This is a genomic window from Heterorhizobium halophytocola (assembly GCF_017873095.1).
Lineage (GTDB): Bacteria > Pseudomonadota > Alphaproteobacteria > Rhizobiales > Rhizobiaceae > Allorhizobium > Allorhizobium halophytocola.
In genome coordinates, this window is sequence record NZ_JAGGJU010000017.1 from 22,973 (window position 1) to 42,341 (window position 19,369).

Sequence of the window (19,369 nt, forward strand, 5' to 3'; positions counted from 1 at the left end):
TATAACGTGCTGCGTTACGATAAGTAGATGATCCGAAGCTTTGCCGATCTTGAAACCGAGCGGATCTGGACGGGCCGAAGGAGCCGCAAGCTGCCGTCGGACATTCAGAGCGTCGCATTGCGCAAGCTGCGCTTATTGAACAATGCGCGCGTTCTTCATGATCTCCGAGTGCCGCCCGGGAACCGGCTGGAGGCGCTGAAGGGTAATCGCCTCGGCCAGCACAGCATCCGGATCAACGATCAGTGGCGCATCTGTTTCGAATGGACTGACGGAGGGCCTTGCGATGTCGCAATCGTCGACTACCACGACTGAACTTCTGCCGAACCCGCATCCGGGAGACGTTCTGCAGGAGGATTTCCTGAAGCCGATGGCACTCAGCCAGAACGCGCTGGCACGCGCCGTTCGCGTTCCACCGCGACGGATCAACGAGATCGTGCTGGGAAAGCGCGCCATAACGGCGGATACCGATCTGCGACTGGCCCGCTATTTCGGTCTCTCCGACGGCTTCTTTCTTGGCTTGCAAGCCGACTACGACCTTATGCAGCGTCGCCGCGAGATCGAGGATGACCTTATCGGCATCCAACCCTACGCTGCCTGAACGATTGGCTGATTGGCAGGTGGAGCATTGCCGCCGCTACCTGCCAATCAACTTGTGCCATCGCTCCCCTCACGCCGCCTTCACCTTCGCCCGCTTGGCCAGATGCGCCACGACGTTCTCGATCATCCGCATGCCGGCATCCTGGCCGAGCGACATGATCGATTCCGGGTGGAACTGCACGGCAGCGACCGGTTCCTTGACGTGCTCGATGCCCATGATCGTGCCGTCCTCGCTTTCCGCCGTGATCATGAAATCGCGGTCGAGGGTCGAGGGGTCGGCGAAGATCGAGTGATAGCGTCCGACGGTGACCTCCTTTGAAAGCCCTGAGAAGACCAGGCCTGGCTCCAGCACCCGGATGCGCGACGGCTTGCCGTGCATCGGCACCGCCAGATGCCGCAGCTCGCCGCCATAGGCCTCCGCCAGCGCCTGCAACCCGAGGCAGACGCCGAAGATCGGCAGATTGCGGGCGCGGGCCTTCTTGATCGTGCCCTTGCAGTCGAAGTCGGACGGCGTGCCCGGACCCGGCGACAGGACGACCAGATCCGGATCGAGCCGGTCGAACACCTCTTCCGGCACCGGCGTGCGCACGGTCGACACGGTCGCGCCCGTCTGGCGGAAATAGTTGGCAAGCGTGTGGACGAAGCTGTCCTCGTGGTCGACCAGCAGGATCTTGATCCCCTCGCCGACCTTGGCGACGCCGCGGCTCGCCTTGGTATTCTTGCCCGACTTGGCGTCGCGGATCGCCTCCAGCATGGCCGATGCCTTCAGCTCGGTCTCGGCCTCCTCGTCTTCCGGCACGGAATCGTTGAGCAGCGTGGCGCCAGCCCGCACCTCGGCGATGCCGTCCTTGATCCGCACGGTCCTGAGCGTCAGGCCCGTGTTCATGTCACCGTTGAAGCCGACCATGCCGATCGCGCCGCCATACCAGGCGCGCGGGCTCTTTTCATGGTTCTCGACAAAGCGCATTGCCCAGAGCTTCGGCGCACCGGTCACCGTGACCGCCCAGGCGTGGCTCAGGAAGGCGTCGAAGGCATCCATGCCGTCGCGCAGCCGTCCCTCGATATGGTCGACCGTATGGATCAGGCGGGCATACATTTCGATCTGCCGGCGGCCGATGACCTTGACCGAACCGGGCTCGCAGACGCGGCTCTTGTCGTTGCGGTCGACGTCCGAGCACATGGTAAGCTCGCTCTCGTCCTTCTTCGAATTCAGCAGCGTCAGGATCTGTTCGCTATCGGCGATCGGATCGTCGCCGCGCTTGATCGTGCCGGAGATCGGGCAGGTCTCGATCCGCCGGCCCGAGACGCGGACGAACATTTCCGGCGAGGCGCCGACCAGATATTCCTGGTGGCCAAGATTGATGAAGAAGGAATAGGGCGAAGGATTGATCTCCTTCAGCCGGTTGGAGATCGCCGACGGCTTGGAGTCGCAGCGCTCCATGAATTTCTGCCCCGGCACCACCTCGAACAGGTCGCCCTTGCGGAAGCTCTCCTTGGCCTTGACCACCAGTTCGGCATATTCGCCCGGACGATGGTCGCCGCGCGGCGGGATCACGTCGGTCGGCTGGAACGGGTCGGCCTCGATCGCCTCGTCCTGTCCTTCGGTCGTCAGCCCGTCGCGGGCAAAATCATAGCGGTCGATCCAGGCCTTGGCCGAATAATGGTCGACGACGAGGATCTCGTCGGGCAGATAAAGCACCATGTCGCGCTGGTCGTCGGGGCGCGTCAGCTTCAGATCGATGGCGTCGAACTGGAAGGCCAGGTCGTAGCCGAAGGCACCGAACAGGCCGATGGCGCTGTCGGCTTCAGAATAGAACAGATCGACGACGGCGCGCAGCACGGTAAACACGGTCGGCGCCTTGGAGCGCTCTTCCTCGGTAAACACCCGGTCGGGCGTCCTCACCGTCAGATCGAGGCGCCGCGCCGTTCGGTCGCCGAAGCGGACTTCGGCCACGCTTTCCAGCCGCTTGGCGATAAAGCCGAGCAGGACTTCGCCCCGACCGTTATACGCCTCGATCCACAGCGCGCGGCCATTGCAGGAAATGCCGAGCGGCGGATCGACGATTGCCGTGTCCCAGCGGGTATAGCGGCCCGGATATTCGTAATTGGAGGAGAAGACGGCGCCCCGGCGGCTGTCGAGTTTTTCCACATAGGAGGCGATCGCGTCACCGTAATCGGTCGGCCGCCGCTTGCGGGTAACGGCAATGCCGCCGCGTGTCTGATAGGTTTCCGAACCGTCGTCGTGAATGATCGTCGCCATCTGTTCCTCTTGTCGTCGTCTCAGGCCCGGTTTTCTGGCGGCTGAATACAAAAAAGCCGCCTTCGGGGTTTCCGGGCGGCTTTGGGGTCACTTGTCGTTGGACATGACTGGTCAAGGCCGCGTTAAGCGTGCCACCACCACCAGCCATTGTTCAGCGTCAGGTTTTGCATGGCCGAACAGATAGCGCGGCTGATCGGCAAGCGCAACAGGCAAATTCGAAGGGCCCGTTCCAGGCGGTGTGGCGGGGTGCGCAGGATTGCAGGCGGGTCGCGGCGGTAATGCTGGATTGCATGAAGTAGGTATTTCTTAAGTAGAAAATCGTAAAACAATTGCCGAAACTTGGCCGGCGCGTTCCGGCAGGCTTGAGGGGATGCCGAGATGAGAATTACGATTTCGCGAAGTCTGATGCTTTTTGCCGCGCTGCTCGTCATCGGCTTCGGCACGGCGCTCGGCATCACGGTCTATGCGCTGGAGAAACTGAAAATCGGCAGCGATGAATACCAGGCGATCGTCACAGCCAACGAACTGCTGACCGACACCACTTCGCCGGACCTATCCGCCCTCCTGCCCTTCCTGCTCGTCAAGGACATCAAGGCCCATCCGGAACGGCTGGTAGCCAATGCCGAGCGTCTGGCGACATTGCAGCAGCGTCACGCGACGCGTGAGAAATACTGGGAAACCGCTTCGATTCCCGAGGCATTGCGCACCGAGATCGTCGATCGCCTGGAGCCCCGCGCCAAGGCCTTCTGGGACGAAGTGATGACCGCCTATCTTCCGGCCGCGCACGCCGGCGACGAGCGCGCGCTGAAGGCCAGCATGGACCGTCTTGAAAAGGAGTACGAGGCCCAGGCCGTGGAAATCGCGGCCCTCGTCAAGGCCGCCCGCGCCTATACCGCGCAGGTGGAGAAAAACGGTGTCCATCACTCGGAGGTTCTCAACCGCATCGCGCTGTCGGTCAGCGGCGCCGCTTTCCTGGCGTTGTTTGCCGGCCTCTTCATCTTCCGTCAAAGGGCAATCTCGCCGTTGCAGGGCATCGCTGCCTATATGGGCGAGCTGTCCGCCGGCAACTACCAGGCCGAAGTGCCGTACCGCGATCGCTCCGACGAAATCGGCGACATGGCGGAGGCAGTCGCGATCTTTCGCCAGGCCGGCATCGACAAGGAGCGCCTCTCCGCCGAGACCCGCAAGCTGGAGGCCGCCGCCGATGCGGAGCGCGCCGACCGCCTGGCGGCACAGATCCACGAGGCCGAATGCCTGCAAAAGGTGGTGACCGATCTCGGCGCAGGCCTCGAACGTCTGTCGCGCTTCAACATCCGTTTCACCCTGGACGAGCCCTTCGAGCAGCGCTTCGAAGTGCTGCGCCACGACTTCAACAAATCGCTCGGCGTCTTCCAGGACTGCATGACCGAGGTGCTGAACAAGGCGCGTGAGATCGAGAACAACACGGTGTCGTTGCGCAGTTCCAGTGACCAGCTGTCCAAGCGCACCGAACAGCAGGCCGCGGCGCTGGAGGAGACGGCAGCTGCGCTGGAGGAGATCACCACCAATGTCCGGCTCTCTTCCGGGCGCGCGACAGAAACCCGCGAGAAGAGCCGCAGCGCGCACCGCAATGTCGAAAAATCGACGGCCGTGGTGCAGGACGCGATTGGCGCCATGGGCAGGATCGAGGAAGCCTCCGGCCAGATCGGCAAGATCACCAATGTGATCGACGAGATCGCCTTCCAGACCAACTTGCTGGCACTGAACGCTGGCGTCGAAGCCGCGCGTGCCGGCGATGCCGGCAAGGGTTTCGCCGTCGTTGCCCAGGAGGTTCGCGAACTGGCCCAGCGGTCTGCCGCGGCCGCCCGGGAGATCAAGGACCTGATCGACCGCTCGACGCAGGAAGTCGCGGGCGGCGTTGATCTCGTCCGCCGCACGGGGGCTGCCCTCGGCGAGATTGCCGACGACATCGGCAGCATCGCCCGGGATGTCGAAATGATCGCAGGCTCGGCCAACGAGCAGTCCGCCGGTCTTTCCGAGATCAATCAGGCGGTCAACCAGATGGACACGATCACCCAGCAGAATGCGGCCATGGTCGAGGAAACCACCGCCGCCACCCATGCGCTCGAAGGCGAGGTCGCAACGCTGGTCAGGCTCGTCAGCCAGTTCGTCTTCAACCGTCGCCACAAGGTGCGCGACACGGAGAAAGATCGGGAAAAGACGGCCACCATACGCGGTCGGGCGGCCGCCTGACACCGCAAGCACAGGCAAGCTTTCCGCGGGCGGCATTTTGGCAACATCTGCGCCGCGGCCGCCCACAGATTCTGCAGTAAACGTATGAAAAGGAAACTTCTCGCCACATTCCCCGTTCAACCCTCGCACGGAAGTTGTGTGGACGAGGAATCGATATGCGGCAAAGACTTGAGCTTGCTATGGTGGTGATCTGCCTGATCGGCCTGACCGGCGTCAAGCTCCCGCGCAAGGGTCCTCTGCCCGCCCCGCGGCCGGATATCACCGAGACCGCAAGGCCGCAGGATCAGACGCCATCCGCCCCCGAACCCGCCGATGACACCGACAAACGGGCTGAGACGCCTGAGAGCGGATCGAAGGGCGAGAAGGACGCCGGGCCTGCGGAGCTGCCGGCCGACATTCCCCCACCGGTAGCAAAGCCGCAAACGCTGGCGAATGACGCCGGGCCAGCGAATAGCGAGGTCGAGGATGCGGTAAGCACGAATGCGTCGGAACCCGTCCGGCAGAGGGCTGCGCGGGCAGATGCCGAACACAAGGCCTGGTGCAAGGCCCGCTACAAATCCTATGACGAGAAGACCGACAGCTACCGCTCCTTCAGCGGCCGCGTCCGCCCCTGTCTTTCGCCGGCGCCCGAGCCGCCGCCCCCGACACCCGACAGCTCCACAAGCGACAACCCTGATGCTGCCAAGGACGATGCTGCGGAGGCCACCTCTGGCAAGGTCGAGGACCGCAAATCGGACGAAGCGGCTGCAAAGGCAGTGCAGGACGATAGCGCCACCGACAATGACGGCAAGGCGAGTTCCGACGACGCCAAAAAAGCGGATGGCGAAAAGACCGGGGACGACAAAAGCGACACGGAAAAGCCGGCGCCCCCTCCACCGCCGCCACCGATCGAGGACGAGAACCTCGCGGCCTACGGCGCCTGCATCGTCGAACTGAAGAAGCTCGGCGCCGAATTTGCCGAGGAACCGCGCATCGACGGCGGCAATGGCTGCGGCATCGACAAGCCGATCAAGCTCTCCAGGGTGCTGCCCGGCATTTCCGTGTCGCCGGCGGCCACGGTGCGCTGCGAGACCGCGCTGGAGCTTGCCCGCATGACCCGCGATTTCGTCATTCCGGCCGCCAAGGTCGGTCTGTCCGGCAAGCCGAAACTCACCTCGATCAACCAGGCCTCCAGCTATGTCTGCCGCAACCGCGACAGCCTTGCCGATGCCAAGATGTCCGAACACGCCAAGGGCAATGCGATCGACATCGCCTCCCTGAGTTTCGGCAAGACCACCGTGCCGATGCGGATCATCGAACCGAAGGAAAGCACGATCGAGGCGAGCTTCCAGCGCGCCATCGACAAGATCGCCTGCCTGTTCTTCTCCACCGTGCTGGCGCCGGGAGCCGACGTCTACCACAAGGACCACATGCATCTCGACGTCATCCACCGCTCGAGCGGCTACCGCATCTGCCAGTGAGGGAATGCCCTCAACCGCCGACGGTGTATCCTCTCGTCGCCGGCGGCCCGGCAATCTGCCGGCGGAAAGCCGCCCCTTGGCCTTCGGACATCTCCAGCAGAAGGCACTAGAAAAGGGAGCGCGACGGACTCCGGGCGTGACGGCTCACGGATCCGCCGGGCGTTTCCGCCAGGCGTGCGGCTTGATCAGCAAAAGCCGCTATCGCGCCGCCGGCCGGGCAGACAGCGAACCGGCACGTAATGCCTAGAACAGCCCCTCGACCATGCCCTCGGCATTGATCGCGATGCGCTCGGCGGCGGGGGTGCGCGGCAGGCCCGGCATGGTCATGATGTCGCCGGTGATCGCCACCACGAAGCCCGCGCCCGCCGAGAGACGCACCTCGCGCACATGCACGACATGCCCCTCCGGCGCGCCGAGCGCCGACGGATCCGTCGAAAACGAATACTGGGTCTTGGCCATGCAGACCGGAAGCTTTCCGTAGCCGGCCGCTTCGAACATCGCCAGCTGGTCTGTGGCCGCCCGGTCGAAGGTGACGGTGCCGGCCCGGTAGATTTCGCGCGCGACCGTCTTCACCTTCTCGACCAGCGACATCTCCTCCGGATAAAGCGGCTTGAAGTCGGCCGTACCGCCATCGGCAAGCTCGGCCACCTTGCGCGCCAGATCCTCGATGCCGGCCGAACCGTTTGCCCAGTGCCGGCAAAGGACAGCCTCGACGCCCTCGGCCTCGGCCGCCGCCTTGACCACGGCAATCTCGGCATCGGTATCGCTGACGAAATGGTTGATCGCGACGATCACCGGCACGCCGAACTTCTTCACGTTTTCGATATGCCGGCGCAGATTGACCGAGCCCCGTTCGACGGCCCCGACATTCTCGGTCCCGAGCGCGGTCTTGGCCACGCCGCCATTCATCTTCAGCGCCCGCACGGTGGCGACGATCACGGTCGCTGCCGGGCGCAGTCCGGCCTCGCGGCACTTGATGTCGAAGAATTTCTCCGCCCCGAGATCGGCCCCGAACCCGGCTTCCGTCACCACGTAATCGGCAAGCTTCAGCGCCGTGCGCGTCGCGATCACCGAATTGCAGCCATGCGCGATATTGGCAAACGGGCCGCCATGGACAAAGGCCGGATTGTTTTCCAGAGTCTGCACCAGGTTCGGCTGCATCGCCTGCTTCAACAGCACCGCCATGGCGCCGTCGGCCTTCAGGTCGCGGGCAAAGACGGGGCTCTTGTCGGTACGGTAGCCGATGATGATCGCGCCCAGCCGCTGTTCCAGGTCGTCGAGATCCTGGGCCAGACAGAGGATTGCCATCACCTCCGACGCCACCGTGATGTCGAAGCCGGTCTCGCGCGGATAGCCGTTGGCCGGGCCGCCCAGTGACGAGACGATGTCGCGCAGCGCCCGGTCGTTCATGTCGAGCACGCGCCGCCAGGTCACCCGGCGACTGTCGATGCCGAGCGCATTGCCCCAGTGGATATGATTGTCGATCATCGCCGACAGCAGATTGTGGGCGCTGGTGATCGCGTGGAAGTCGCCGGTGAAGTGAAGGTTGATATCCTCCATCGGGATGACCTGCGCATAGCCGCCGCCGGCCGCCCCGCCCTTGACCCCGAAACAGGGACCGAGCGAGGGTTCGCGCACGCAGATCGCCGCCTTGCGGCCGATCCGGTTCAGCCCGTCGCCGAGCCCGACGGTCGTCGTCGTCTTGCCCTCGCCGGCCGGCGTCGGGTTGATCGCCGTCACCAGAATGAGCTTGCCGTCCGGCCTGTCCCTCAGCGAGCGGATGAAGGCATCGCTGACCTTGGCCTTGTCGTGGCCGAACGGGACGAGCGCGTCTGCCGGGATCTCAAGTCTCGCGCCGATCTCGAAGATGGGCCGGGCGGTCGCCGCGCGGGCGATCTCGATATCCGATGTCATGCTTGTCCTTTCGAAGCGGCACGGGAGGTAGACGGCTGCGGATGCAGGGCCGGCCGGGCTACGGCTGTCAAAGCGATTGCAAAAACGCCGCAATCAGACAAGACTATTGCCTCGCAGCGGCGTTCGAATTGGCAAATTACCCTTGGAAAACCGGTGAGCATCGACTCCGGGGCTTGGGGGTTGCGCGCATTCGCCCTCTTGCCTGACAGCCGCCAGGCGCGATAAATTCGCTTACCCCAATGAACCAAAGGTCACCTTTGGGGAACCAAACGTCAAGAAAGTGCTGGCATTCGGAACGTGATGCTATAACTGTGCCAGTTAACATACCTCATTTTGTCAAGTTTCGAAAAAACGGATGAACATTGACGACCATCAGGCGCTGCTGCGGCCCGAGATAGAGGCGTCTCGCAATCGCCCGGAATTCATGGAAGCGATGAAAGGCGTTCTCGCCGATCATGGCCTCGACCATGTGACCATTTTCGTCTGCCCCGACGAAAACGACGTGCTTCTGGCGCCGCTGGTGCAGGAGAGCACGCTTCCCGTCCAGTTCGTCCGCGAATTCGACCGCAACCATTATGTGCGGATCTGCCCGGTCCTGCCGCGCGTCAACGATTCGATCATGCCCTATATGTGGCACCTCGATCACCGCGAACCGCATCTGGTCTATGATTGCGCTGACGAGATGAAGGATCTGCTGCGGCGCTATTCGCTGATCATCGGCGCGCTGGTACCGCTAACCTCGGTGGACGGCACCCGTTTCATCATCCGCTATGACGGTGACCGACCGCCGCTCGATCCGACCGAATTCAGCCGGATGATCCTGGCTTCCATCCATCTGTTCGACCGGTTCGACCAGATCCGCCGCACCGAAGCCTCGGCGCCGACCAGCCTGTCGACCCGTGAACTCGAAGTCGTCCGCTGGACGGCCCAGGGCAAGACCTCCGTCGAGATCGGCCAGATCCTTTCGCTCTCCGACCATACCGTCAACGCCTACATGACCAATGCCATGCGCAAGCTCGACAGCGTCAACCGCACGCAATTGGTGGCAAAGGCCATCCGGATGAAGCTTATTAACTGACTGTTATCTATGTTCAGCTTAGTTAGATGTCGCTGAACAAGGAGACTGTCCGCGTGCCATTGCGCTTCGATCACATCGCCGAACGCGCTTTCGATGACCCGAAGGCGGTCGGGCTGAGCCCGCAGGAAGCGATCGAACTGATGTCGGCCTTTCGCCGCTGCGGCTATTTCCGCGTCGATCTGGAAACCGGCCTTTGCTACGGCACACCCGATCTCTTCGACATCTTCGGCATCGAAGAGCCGACGGGCACGATCAATCTCAAGCAGGTGGGCGAGCGGATCCATCCCGACGACCTGCCGATGGTGCTGCAGAGTTTCGAGCGCACCAGCCTACACGGCGGGGTATTCCACAGCATCTACCGGGTGAAATGGCATACCGGCAAGGATTACGGCTATGTCCGCACCTGCGGCAGGTTCCGCCCGACGGCGGATGGATCGGGAGAGATCGTCGGCACCACCTACGAATTCTTCGAGCACCTGCGCACGGCCGCCTTTCTGACGCCAGGCGACTGAGGCATCCCGACAACGGGGCTTGGCAACCGACGGCCGCGAGGCGCCGGGCGCCTGCATCCGCCCGTCAGCGGTCGAGCACGTTTTTGAGGTCGACCAGGTTGGAGCGCACCCGCAGCACGTAAAAGCCCATGGTCGCCAGATGGGTCGGCATCAGCCAGCCATCCTCCGCACCGTTCGAGATGATCGCCGGCTGCACCCGAAGCGCGCCCTTCAGCTGGTTGTCCATCTGGTCCCAGACCGTGCCGAGCTTGCGCTGGTCGACGACGTCGCGGAAATCGGCGCGCGCGGCCGTCAGGATGGCGTATTGAGCGTAGAGCTGGCCGTAGGAAAACCAGAACCGGTCGTCGGCCCGGGTGTCGAACCAGCCGGAATTGAATTCTTCCGACCGCCGCCGCAGGATGTCCGAGGTATTGCCGAGATCGCTTCCCAGCCGGTCCAGCAGCTGGATCAGGTTGTCGGCGCGCGCGTCGAACACCGACTTGCAGGTTTCCAGATCGGAGTTGAACTTGCGCCAGCTGTTGATCGAGGCGCGGTAATAGCTCGGCGTCGGCGTCTTGAAGCCGAACGGGTCGAGGCCGAAATACCAGGTACCCTCATCGAACTGCATGTTGCCGCGCGCGTCCTGCAGGTCCGAATTGATCCCCGAGGTGCCGCGCACGCGTCCCAGATTGTCGGCCGCCTCATTGCTGACCCGCCGCACGACCTGCATCACGCCGCGCTGGAACGAAGCCTTGTTGTCGAAGAATGGCGTATGGTCCCAGTCGACGCCGAAAAAGCCGAGCTTGTAGAGCAGCGTCGAGGAAATCCAGGCGTTCTGGTTGACCGTCATGTCCGTCAGGTCGGCGGCAACGGTGACGATCGCCGAATTCTGGCAGGTGTTCGCGGCACCGGGCACCGCCTCCCCGGCCGCGACCGGCCGCGCGGCGAAATCATATTTGGCGACCATATTGGTGTCGAAACCGTACCACACCTGGGTGCGCCAGAAGAACCAGCCATAGCAGACGACCAGCAGCAGCAGGAGCAGGATGATCGGCGCGCGAATGATCCAGCTGCGATCGCGATACCAGCCATGGGCGGCCATGAAAGGCCAGGCTATCCACGCGACCAGCAGCCCGAGGCCCCGTCCGATTGCGGCAAAGACACGCTGGAAAAACGCGGTGATCGGATCGAGCATTGCAGGTCCTCTCCTGTTCGCAAACGGGCGGTCGACGGCCATCCCGCATTGCACATAGGTCGCCCCGCGCGGCAATGCAACTCACAGCCCTTGCCCCGCCGGCCGGTCCCTGCCCCTGCCGCCCGGAAAAGGCGCAAGAAAAGCCCTACGCGACGATCGCCGCGCAGGGCTCGAACCCTGCTGGACGACCGGCCTACTTCACGCCGATGAAGGGCAAGGTCGCCGCGGGCACCATGGTCTGCGGCAGCTTGCCGTCCCACCGCTCGGCAGCCGTCAGGTTGATCAGCGAGGGATTGTCGCGCAATGCGGCCCCCTTGGCGCGGATCGCGTCGGCCTCCGCATCGCCGGCAAGCCGGGTCGCCGCCGCATTGGCTTCGGCCTCGGCCCGCACCGCGTCGGCATTGGCGTTGGCCTTGGTCACGGTGATCTCGGCCTGCACCTTTTCGCGCTCGGCGTTCTGCCGAAGCTTCTGCACCTCGACCTCGGCCAGCATGCGGTTTTCGATCGACTGCTCATAGGCATCCGAGAAATCGATATTCTCGATCTGCACGCTTTCGATCAGCACCGGCCCGCCGATCGCATTGCGGATCGCGTCGGACACCTGCGCATTGAGCTTGCTGCGCTCCTGAATGGCCGTGACCGCATTGAACTGGCCGAACACGTTCTTCGTCTGCTCGAACACCCGGCGGTCGATCAAGCGGTCAACGAGCCCCTGCTCCGAGCCGTATTCGGCATAGATCTGTTCCACCTTGTCCGACGGCAGACGGTAGTTCACCGACAGTCGGATCGTTGCCGGCTGCTGGTCGCGCGAATAGGACTGCACATCATCGTAGATCTGCGCGCGGCTCTGCACGCTGATCTTCACCACCTTGTCGAGCAGCGGGATCTTGAAGCCGAGGCCGGGCTGGGCGGTACCGACCACGGCGCCGGTACGCAGGATGACGCCGCGTTCCCCCTGGTCCACCGTGTAGAAGGACGCGGTCAGCACAATCAGCACGATAAGGCCCGCGGCAAGCATCAGCACGACGGCGGCAAACGACCGGTTGACGCGCCCGCCCGAGGGTGGCCGGGCATCCTTGTTGCGCACCTGTTCGATGGTGGTCATGATATTCCTCTCCGGATTGGGGTTTTCGGCGTGACCGGGACGTCCCCGCCCGATGACACCGGTTGAAATTCTGATCGGCAAACCGCCTTGCGGCCTGCGCCGTCGGCAACGGACCGTCGACGGCATCAAGCGCCGGGGCCACGCTCTGGACGAACAGCGCCGGGCACCGTACAGGTAGCCCACTGCCTATCCCGCCATATCCCGCCATATATTGAAAAAACGTTTCCCGAACGAGACTTGTCGACCGCCTTCGGGGCGAAGCCTTCGCAGTCAGGCGCGCGGCTTGCGACGCATCCGGCTGTCGGCCAGCAGGTCGGCAAAGGCAGCCTCGATCGCCTCCTGGCGCCGGTCGATATCGGGCAGCGGCTGCGCCCTCTGGCGGGCCGCGTCATCCGGGGCCGAGAGGCCGCGCTGCAAAAGTGCGCGCCGCCGCCCGTCGAGTGTCAGCTTGTTGATCAGCACATTGCCGTCGGACACCGCCTGCGCCAGGATCTCGGCCAAGGCGCCGCTGACCTCTGCGGCGCGGCGCAACAGGTCGCCGACCGCCTCATCGTCGGCCGGCAGCCGCTCCAGCGCCTTTTCGGCCATCAGCATGATGCCCTGCCCGGCGCTGCCGGGCGCGGTCATGCCCAGTTCGCAGGCCGCCTGCTGCGCCTCGACGGCGGCTGCCGTCTCCTCGCGTTCGGCTGCTGCCCGTTCGGCCTCTTCGCGCGCATCCTCCAACGCCAGCGGCGATGCAGCACCGGCCACAGCCCTCTCGCGCCCCCGGCGGATGGCAACCAGCGCCGCCAGGGCCGCCTCGTTGCGATCAAGGGCCGTCCGGCAGGCCATGCGCCAGTCGGACAATTCGGGCTCGAGCCTGGCCGCGGCGGCCTCCACGGGCACGAGGCGGGCCGACAATTCCTGCGGATGCTGCCGCAGGTCGCGCTGCTGGCGGGCCTGGCGCCGGGCAAAGATCGCCGTCAGCCGCTCCCTGAGCGTCAGCGACCGCATCCTTTCCCGCATCACGTCGGTTGCCTGCATCTGCGCCTCGAAACGCTGGATCAGGCCGGCGGCAGAAACCACCAGTCCGGACCGGGCCTCCGTCATCTCCGCGATCTGCACCTCGGCGGTCTCGATGGCCGCCGGATCCAGCGCCACGCCATCGCCGGCAGCCACCCCCTCGACCACCACGAGGACGGCATCGATAGTGGCGACGAGCGCCCGCTTGCGGTCGCAAAAGGCCTCGATCTCCTGATCGAAGGACGGAGCAGCGGACATGACGTGGCCTTTCTCCTCGTCACCCCGAAACGAGCGACGATGCCTGCATAATTTCAGGTCTGCACGCGGGCCCGGGCAGTCCGGAAGACAGCCGGCCAGACCGCTTTGCGCATCCAGAAAGATATGCACCGTGGCGCAGGTGGCTGCAAGCGGCAGGCCGGGCGAAATCGCGCAAGGCGGATGCCGCCCGCCCGACCTCTATCAGGCCGGCATCCCCTTTTGTTGGCGCAATATCGGCTGAAAACGGATTATTTGCCGGCCGCGGACGGGTCCTTCAGATAGGCGATCACGTTGTCGATCTCGTCGGGTTTCTTCAGGCCGGCAAAGGCCATCTTGGTGCCGGGCACCAGCTCCTTCGGCTTGGGCAGATAGGCGGCCAGCTCTTCTTCGGTCCAGGTCTTGCCCTCGCCGAATGCGGCCATGGCCTTGGAATAGCTGTAGCCGTCGACGCTTGCCACCGGGCGACCGACAACGCCCATCAGCGTTGGGCCGACCTTGTTCTTCGGCTCGGTCGCCGTATGGCAGGCCATGCACTTCTTGAACACCTTGGCTCCGGCGACGGGATCGCCGTCGGCATGGGCAAGCCCGGCGGGCAGCGCAAGCGCGGCCACGAGAAAAAGACAGTGAAATTTCATGGATCTTCCTTTCCCAGGTGTCTTTTCGTCCGACCGTCTGGGCCGGACATTGCAAGGGGCCGTCTGGAGGTGACGGCCCCCGTCTGCAGCCGCCGTCTGCCGGCTGGCATCGCGACGGTCTGTAGGACTCTACTCTTTCCCCTGCCTTGATCGTAATCAACCGATCCAAAAGGCTGAACCGGCCGGTTGCGTGTGTGCAGCGCCGCAATTCGCGTCGCAAAACGAGCCGGTAAAGCGCCGCAATTACGCCTGTACGGGTTGAAAAACGGGTTTATAGATGGGACTAGGGAACAGTTAATAACAAAGGGAGCCCTTTTATGACCAATCCGCTTCTCCGTCCTCTGACACTCGCAGCCGCCGTATCGGTGCTGGCGCTTTCGACCGCGCCGAGCTTTGCTGCAGAGGCTGAAAGCTGCAAGACGGTGCGCTTCTCGGATGTCGGCTGGACCGATATCACTTCCACGACGGCCACCGCTTCGGTGCTGCTGAAGGCGATCGGCTACGAGCCGAAGGTGACCGTGCTTTCGGTTCCGGTGACCTATCAGTCGCTGAAGAACAAGGACATCGACGTCTTCCTCGGCAACTGGATGCCGGCCCAGGAAAAGGACGTTAAGCCCTATATCGACGATGGCTCCGTCGACAGCCTCGGCAAGAACCTGGAAGGCGCGAAATACACGCTCGCCACCAATGCCAAGGGCGCCGAGCTCGGCATCAAGGACTTCTCCGATATCGGCAAGCACGCCGACGAGCTCGACGGCAAGATCTACGGCATCGAGCCGGGCAATGACGGCAACCGTCTTGTCATGTCCCTGATCGACAAGAACGAGATGGGCATGGGCAAGATGAAGGTCGTCGAATCGTCCGAGCAGGGCATGCTGGCCCAGGTCGCGCGCGCCAAGAAGGACGACAAGCCGATCGTCTTCCTCGGCTGGGCACCGCACCCGATGAACTCCAATTTCGAGCTGACCTACCTGACCGGCGGTGACTCGACCTTCGGCCCGAACTTCGGCGGCGCCACCGTCTACACCAATGTGCGCGGCGGCTATGTCGACGAATGCCCGAATGTCGGCAAGTTCCTGACAAACCTCAAGTTCTCGCTCGACATGGAAAACCAGATCATGGGCAAGATCCTCGACGACAGCGAGGATCCGGAAGTGGCGGCAACCGAGTGGCTGAAGGCCAACCCGGATGCCGCCATGCCCTGGCTTGAAGGCGTCACCACCGTCGACGGTGGCGATGCGACGGCAGCCGTCAAGAAAGAACTCGGTCTCTAAGACCGGTCAAGCAACCGGCGGCACCTGAACAGGGTGCCGTCGGCTTCATCCTTTCTTGAAACGTTGAAACGGGCATCGACAACGTGGAATGGCTCACTGAATCCAAAATTCCGATCGGCCGATGGGCCAAACTTCTGGTCGACTGGCTGACCGACAACGGCGACTGGTTCTTCGACTGGCTGTCGAACGTGCTGCGCCATGTGATCGACGCGCTGCTCTGGGTGCTGCAATCGCCACCCGCCATCGTCGTCGTCATCGCCATCAGCCTGATCGCCTACGCGCTGCGCCGCTCGATCGCGGTCGCCGGCCTTACCTTTCTCGGCTTCCTGCTGATCATCAATCTCGGCTATTACGACGAAACCACGGAGACGCTGGCCCTGGTGCTGGCCGCCGCCTTCGTCTGCATGCTGATCGGGGTGCCGCTCGGCATCGCCGCTGCCCGCCGCCAATGGGTCTATGCCCTCATGCGGCCGGTGCTCGACCTGATGCAGACGATCCCGACCTTCGTCTACCTGATCCCGGCGCTGATCCTGTTCGGCCTCGGCACCGTGCCCGGCCTGATCGCCACCGTGATCTTCGCCATTCCCGCACCGATCCGCCTCACCCGCCTCGGTATCATCTCCACCCCGTCGTCGCTGGTCGAAGCCGCCCAGGCGTTCGGCGCCACGCCGATGCAGGTGCTGCGCAAGGTGGAGCTGCCCTATGCCCTGCCGCAGATCATGGCCGGTCTGACCCAGACGATCATGCTGTCGCTGTCGATGGTGGTGATCTCGGCACTGGTCGGCGCCAGCGGCCTCGGCGTCCCGGTGGTCCGGGCGCTGAACACCGTCAACGTCGCCATGGGCTTCGAATCCGGCCTTTGCATCGTCATCCTCGCGATCATCCTTGACCGGATGTTCCGCGTCCCGGAAGCAGGAGACGGCAAATGACCGACGCGGTTACCTTCGAAAATATCGACATCGTCTTCGGCCGCAATGCGCAAAAGGCCCTGCCGATGATCGACGCCGGCAAGTCCCGCCAGGAGATCGGCGACGAGACCAGTCTCGTCGTCGGCGTCGCCGACGCCTCGCTGACCGTCAAGGAGGGCGAGATCCTCGTGCTGATGGGGCTTTCCGGCTCCGGCAAGTCGACCCTGCTGCGCGCCGTCAACGGTCTGGCGCCCGTCGTGCGCGGCACCGTCTCGGTCAACACCAAGACCGGCCCGGTCAATCCCTATACCGCCAGTGGCAAGGCGCTGCGCGACCTGCGCATGCACACCGTCTCCATGGTGTTCCAGCAGTTCGGCCTGCTGCCCTGGCGCACCGTCGCCGACAATGTCGGCTTCGGCCTGGAACTGGCCGGCGTCCCGGACAAAAAGCGCCGCGAGGCCGTGACGGAACAGCTCGAGCTGGTCAATCTGGCCGGCTGGGCCGACCGCAAGGTCGACGAGCTCTCCGGCGGCATGCAGCAACGCGTCGGCCTTGCCCGCGCCTTTGCCACCGGTGCGCCGATCCTGTTGATGGACGAGCCCTTCTCGGCCCTCGACCCGCTGATCCGCAACCGCCTGCAGGACGAGCTTCTCGAACTCCAGACGCGGCTGAAGAAGACCATTCTCTTCGTCAGCCACGACCTCGACGAGGCCTTCCGCATCGGCAATCGCATCGCCATCATGGAAAGCGGGCGGATCATCCAGTGCGGCACGCCGCAGGAGATCGTCAGAAACCCGGCCGACCAGTATGTCGCCGATTTCGTCCAGCACATGAACCCGATCGCCCTTCTGACCGCACGCGACGTGATGAAGGGTGGGCCGGGCGACGCGCAGGGCCAGCCGACGGTTGCCGGCACCACCGCCCCCGACACGCCGCTGATCGACATCATGGACGTGCTGGCGCGCCAGCCGGGCACCATCGGCGTCGTTGACAAGGGCGCCGTGATCGGCACGATCAACACCACGGATGTCCTGGCGGGGCTCACCCGTCACCGCAACCGCACACCCGCCTGACGGCGGCCCTTCCCGGGTACCGCCCGGGAAGGAAAGGCAGACATGTCGAACGACACTTCCGGGCCGGGCGAGACGGCCGGCCCGCCACCCGGCAATCAGGACCAGCCGCCGCCGCGCGGCATCAGGCCGACCGACGATGAGGCGCGGCTGCTCGGCCGCCGGCTGCTCGCCGAAGCCCGCTTCGCAGCCCTTGCCTTCCGCGACCCCGAGACCGGACATCCCTCCGTCAGTCGCGTGCTCGTCTCCATCGACGAGGACGGCATGCCGGTCACGCTGCTGTCACAGCTGGCGGGCCATACTCGCGCCTTGATCGCTGATCAGAACTGCGCCGTGTTGATTGGCGAACCCGGCAAGGGCGACCCCCTCGCCCACCCGCGCATGTCGCTCCAGTGCGTCGCGGAAAAAATCGCCCGCGATGACGATGAGCACGAGCGGCTGAGGCCGTTTTTTCTCACCCGTCATCCGAAGGCGGCTCTTTACGCGGACTTTGCCGATTTCGCCTTCTGGCGGCTTCGAATCACCGGGGCGAATCTGAACGGAGGCTTCGGTCGCGCATACATATTGCAGTGCACTGACCTGAAAATCCCCCCCAAATAAGCATTGGATGCGTCGGGGCATATTGGTTGCGACTACAAGAATTAAGGGTCTGCCCCCTCGGATGTCTGGAGCCGCCTGCTGAGGGTGCCGGTGCCTCTCGACATGCATAACGTGCAGGCCAAGCCCCGGATTGTGCAGGACATCCCCCGGAATCGGTCGTTTTTGCGTCAATTTTACGATTGCCCAACACGCAGGCAATGCATAACTTAGAATTTTAGCAATTTCTACAATGAGATGGGGCATACCCTAATTTTAGGCATATACAATCTTTCTTAAGTAGGTATACTTTTTTTCGTAGCTTATTTAGCTGATTGTAGACGGCGGGCGCCGCCGCGGACTGCCTATTAAGGGAAGATTGATGGTATGAAGACGAACACTTTATCAGAACAATCCAACGCCGCTGCCGGGCTGCTCTCGGCAATGGCAAATCCGAAGCGTTTGATGATTTTGTGCAGTCTGGTCGAAGGCGAAGTCCCGGTTGGCGTGCTTGCCAATCAAGTCGGTCTGAGCCAGTCGGCCCTTTCTCAGCACCTCGCCAAGCTGCGGGCCCAAAAGCTCGTCAAGACGCGGCGCGATGCGCAGACGATTTATTATTCCAGCACCTCCGAGTCCGTCATCAAGATGCTCGAAGTCCTGGAAGACATTTATTGCCAACCAGAAGCGAGCAGAACCGCCGCCTGATGACAGCGCTGGCATTTTGCCGGCTCTGAGACGCAGAGGCAGGCCCCGAACCTGCATTTGGGTTTCGACTGTTCATGACCAGAGTTTTGAAGGGGTATTCGGCCGGTCGTCGTTGACACCGGCCCTTTTTTCGTCCGCAGCCGCCGATATCACTCCGCTTGGGCGCATCGGTGCGCTTGCACCCGCCTCAGGCCAAGCCTTGCCCATGGCGATGTCTCGTACGGATTGGTGGGTAGAGGCGTCCGATGAAAAACATCGCGGACCCCGGCCTTGGGTGCCGGAGTCCGCAAGTTTCGGCCTCGTGATGAAGAAGCCTGTCCCGATGAAAACTGCCCTTTTCCCCGGGGTGGTCCGCCGAGATCAAACTCGCCTGCCAGCCTTGCGCTAACCTTGCCATGAACCGCTTTCCAGGCCGTCTTTTCCGACAAAGGTCGTATTGTTGCATTTCGGCACCATGGCCCTTGTGACGCTGCGGGCCGGCCCGTCCATGCATAACGTCCGCGAGCTGAAACGATGACGTTTTCTGATGCCGCCTTGACGCTTGCAGGCCGGCTGCTAACGTGCCCGACACGCGCCGCCGCGGGGCCTCCTCCCACTCGTCCGGGATCG

17 protein-coding genes are annotated in these 19,369 nt (G+C 63.5%); 11 read left to right on the forward strand and 6 right to left on the reverse strand.

Annotated elements, in window-relative coordinates; genetic code table 11:
• Nucleotides 1–27 precede the first annotated feature (27 nt).
• A complete protein-coding gene (locus tag J2Z17_RS23755) occupies nucleotides 28–312 on the forward strand; it encodes a type II toxin-antitoxin system RelE/ParE family toxin (RefSeq protein WP_209949076.1) in 285 nt (94 codons plus the stop codon).
• Nucleotides 284–598, forward strand: a complete 315-nt coding sequence (locus J2Z17_RS23760; protein ID WP_209949078.1) for a HigA family addiction module antitoxin — start codon at nucleotides 284–286, stop codon at nucleotides 596–598. Before J2Z17_RS23755 ends, J2Z17_RS23760 begins: the two co-directional genes overlap by 29 nt.
• Before the next feature lie 69 nt (nucleotides 599–667).
• Here J2Z17_RS23760 and J2Z17_RS23765 read toward each other — a convergent pair whose 3' ends face one another.
• On the reverse strand, nucleotides 668–2,857 hold the full coding sequence (locus J2Z17_RS23765) for an anthranilate synthase (protein WP_209949079.1): 2,190 nt from the start codon (nucleotides 2,855–2,857) through the stop codon (nucleotides 668–670).
• Nucleotides 2,858–3,235: 378 nt separating this feature from the next.
• Between J2Z17_RS23765 and J2Z17_RS23770 the strand changes: the two genes are divergently transcribed.
• Together J2Z17_RS23770 and J2Z17_RS23775 are read left to right on the forward strand one after the other, a co-directional pair.
• A complete protein-coding gene (locus tag J2Z17_RS23770; protein WP_209949081.1) occupies nucleotides 3,236–5,089 on the forward strand; it encodes a methyl-accepting chemotaxis protein in 1,854 nt (617 codons plus the stop codon).
• A gap of 155 nt (nucleotides 5,090–5,244) precedes the next feature.
• Entirely contained in the window at nucleotides 5,245–6,549 is a 1,305-nt protein-coding gene (locus J2Z17_RS23775; protein ID WP_209949083.1) for an extensin family protein, read from the forward strand.
• Nucleotides 6,550–6,792: 243 nt separating this feature from the next.
• On the opposite strand, the gene J2Z17_RS23780 is transcribed toward J2Z17_RS23775, so the two are convergent.
• Nucleotides 6,793–8,463 (reverse strand): formate--tetrahydrofolate ligase, encoded by a 1,671-nt coding sequence (locus tag J2Z17_RS23780; protein ID WP_209949086.1) that lies wholly within the window; start codon nucleotides 8,461–8,463, stop codon nucleotides 6,793–6,795.
• Between the two features lie 355 nt (nucleotides 8,464–8,818).
• Between J2Z17_RS23780 and J2Z17_RS23785 the strand changes: the two genes are divergently transcribed.
• Both J2Z17_RS23785 and J2Z17_RS23790 read left to right on the forward strand, forming a co-directional pair.
• Complete coding sequence (locus J2Z17_RS23785) at nucleotides 8,819–9,541, forward strand: helix-turn-helix transcriptional regulator (protein ID WP_209949088.1); 723 nt, start codon at nucleotides 8,819–8,821, stop codon at nucleotides 9,539–9,541.
• 53 nt (nucleotides 9,542–9,594) lie between these two features.
• Nucleotides 9,595–10,053, forward strand: a complete 459-nt coding sequence (locus J2Z17_RS23790; protein WP_209949090.1) for a PAS domain-containing protein — start codon at nucleotides 9,595–9,597, stop codon at nucleotides 10,051–10,053.
• A gap of 64 nt (nucleotides 10,054–10,117) precedes the next feature.
• On the opposite strand, the gene J2Z17_RS23795 is transcribed toward J2Z17_RS23790, so the two are convergent.
• The 4 genes from J2Z17_RS23795 to J2Z17_RS23810 all read right to left on the reverse strand — a co-directional run bounded on the left by J2Z17_RS23795 (nucleotide 10,118) and on the right by J2Z17_RS23810 (nucleotide 14,227).
• Nucleotides 10,118–11,227, reverse strand: coding sequence for a DUF2333 family protein (locus J2Z17_RS23795; protein WP_209949092.1), 1,110 nt, complete (start codon nucleotides 11,225–11,227; stop codon nucleotides 10,118–10,120).
• A gap of 193 nt (nucleotides 11,228–11,420) precedes the next feature.
• Complete coding sequence (locus J2Z17_RS23800) at nucleotides 11,421–12,245, reverse strand: prohibitin family protein (RefSeq protein WP_209949192.1); 825 nt, start codon at nucleotides 12,243–12,245, stop codon at nucleotides 11,421–11,423.
• A gap of 357 nt (nucleotides 12,246–12,602) precedes the next feature.
• Entirely contained in the window at nucleotides 12,603–13,592 is a 990-nt protein-coding gene (locus J2Z17_RS23805; protein WP_209949094.1) for a hypothetical protein, read from the reverse strand.
• 248 nt (nucleotides 13,593–13,840) lie between these two features.
• Nucleotides 13,841–14,227 carry a c-type cytochrome gene (locus tag J2Z17_RS23810; RefSeq protein WP_209949096.1) on the reverse strand — a complete coding sequence of 129 codons (387 nt, stop codon included), beginning with the start codon at nucleotides 14,225–14,227 and terminating at the stop codon, nucleotides 13,841–13,843.
• Between the two features lie 317 nt (nucleotides 14,228–14,544).
• Between J2Z17_RS23810 and J2Z17_RS23815 the strand changes: the two genes are divergently transcribed.
• The 5 genes from J2Z17_RS23815 (at nucleotide 14,545) to J2Z17_RS23835 (ending at nucleotide 18,760) form a co-directional block, all read left to right on the forward strand.
• Nucleotides 14,545–15,501 carry a choline ABC transporter substrate-binding protein gene (locus J2Z17_RS23815; RefSeq protein WP_209949098.1) on the forward strand — a complete coding sequence of 319 codons (957 nt, stop codon included), beginning with the start codon at nucleotides 14,545–14,547 and terminating at the stop codon, nucleotides 15,499–15,501.
• Between the two features lie 83 nt (nucleotides 15,502–15,584).
• Nucleotides 15,585–16,430 carry a choline ABC transporter permease subunit gene (gene choW / locus J2Z17_RS23820; RefSeq protein ID WP_209949100.1) on the forward strand — a complete coding sequence of 282 codons (846 nt, stop codon included), beginning with the start codon at nucleotides 15,585–15,587 and terminating at the stop codon, nucleotides 16,428–16,430.
• Complete coding sequence (choV, locus tag J2Z17_RS23825; protein ID WP_209949102.1) at nucleotides 16,427–17,482, forward strand: choline ABC transporter ATP-binding protein; 1,056 nt, start codon at nucleotides 16,427–16,429, stop codon at nucleotides 17,480–17,482. The genes choW and choV overlap by 4 nt, the downstream gene beginning before the upstream one ends.
• 42 nt (nucleotides 17,483–17,524) lie before the next feature.
• Nucleotides 17,525–18,079, forward strand: a complete 555-nt coding sequence (locus J2Z17_RS23830) for a HugZ family pyridoxamine 5'-phosphate oxidase (RefSeq protein WP_209949104.1) — start codon at nucleotides 17,525–17,527, stop codon at nucleotides 18,077–18,079.
• 363 nt (nucleotides 18,080–18,442) lie between these two features.
• Nucleotides 18,443–18,760, forward strand: coding sequence for an ArsR/SmtB family transcription factor (locus tag J2Z17_RS23835; RefSeq protein ID WP_209949106.1), 318 nt, complete (start codon nucleotides 18,443–18,445; stop codon nucleotides 18,758–18,760).
• Nucleotides 18,761–19,369 lie beyond the last annotated feature (609 nt).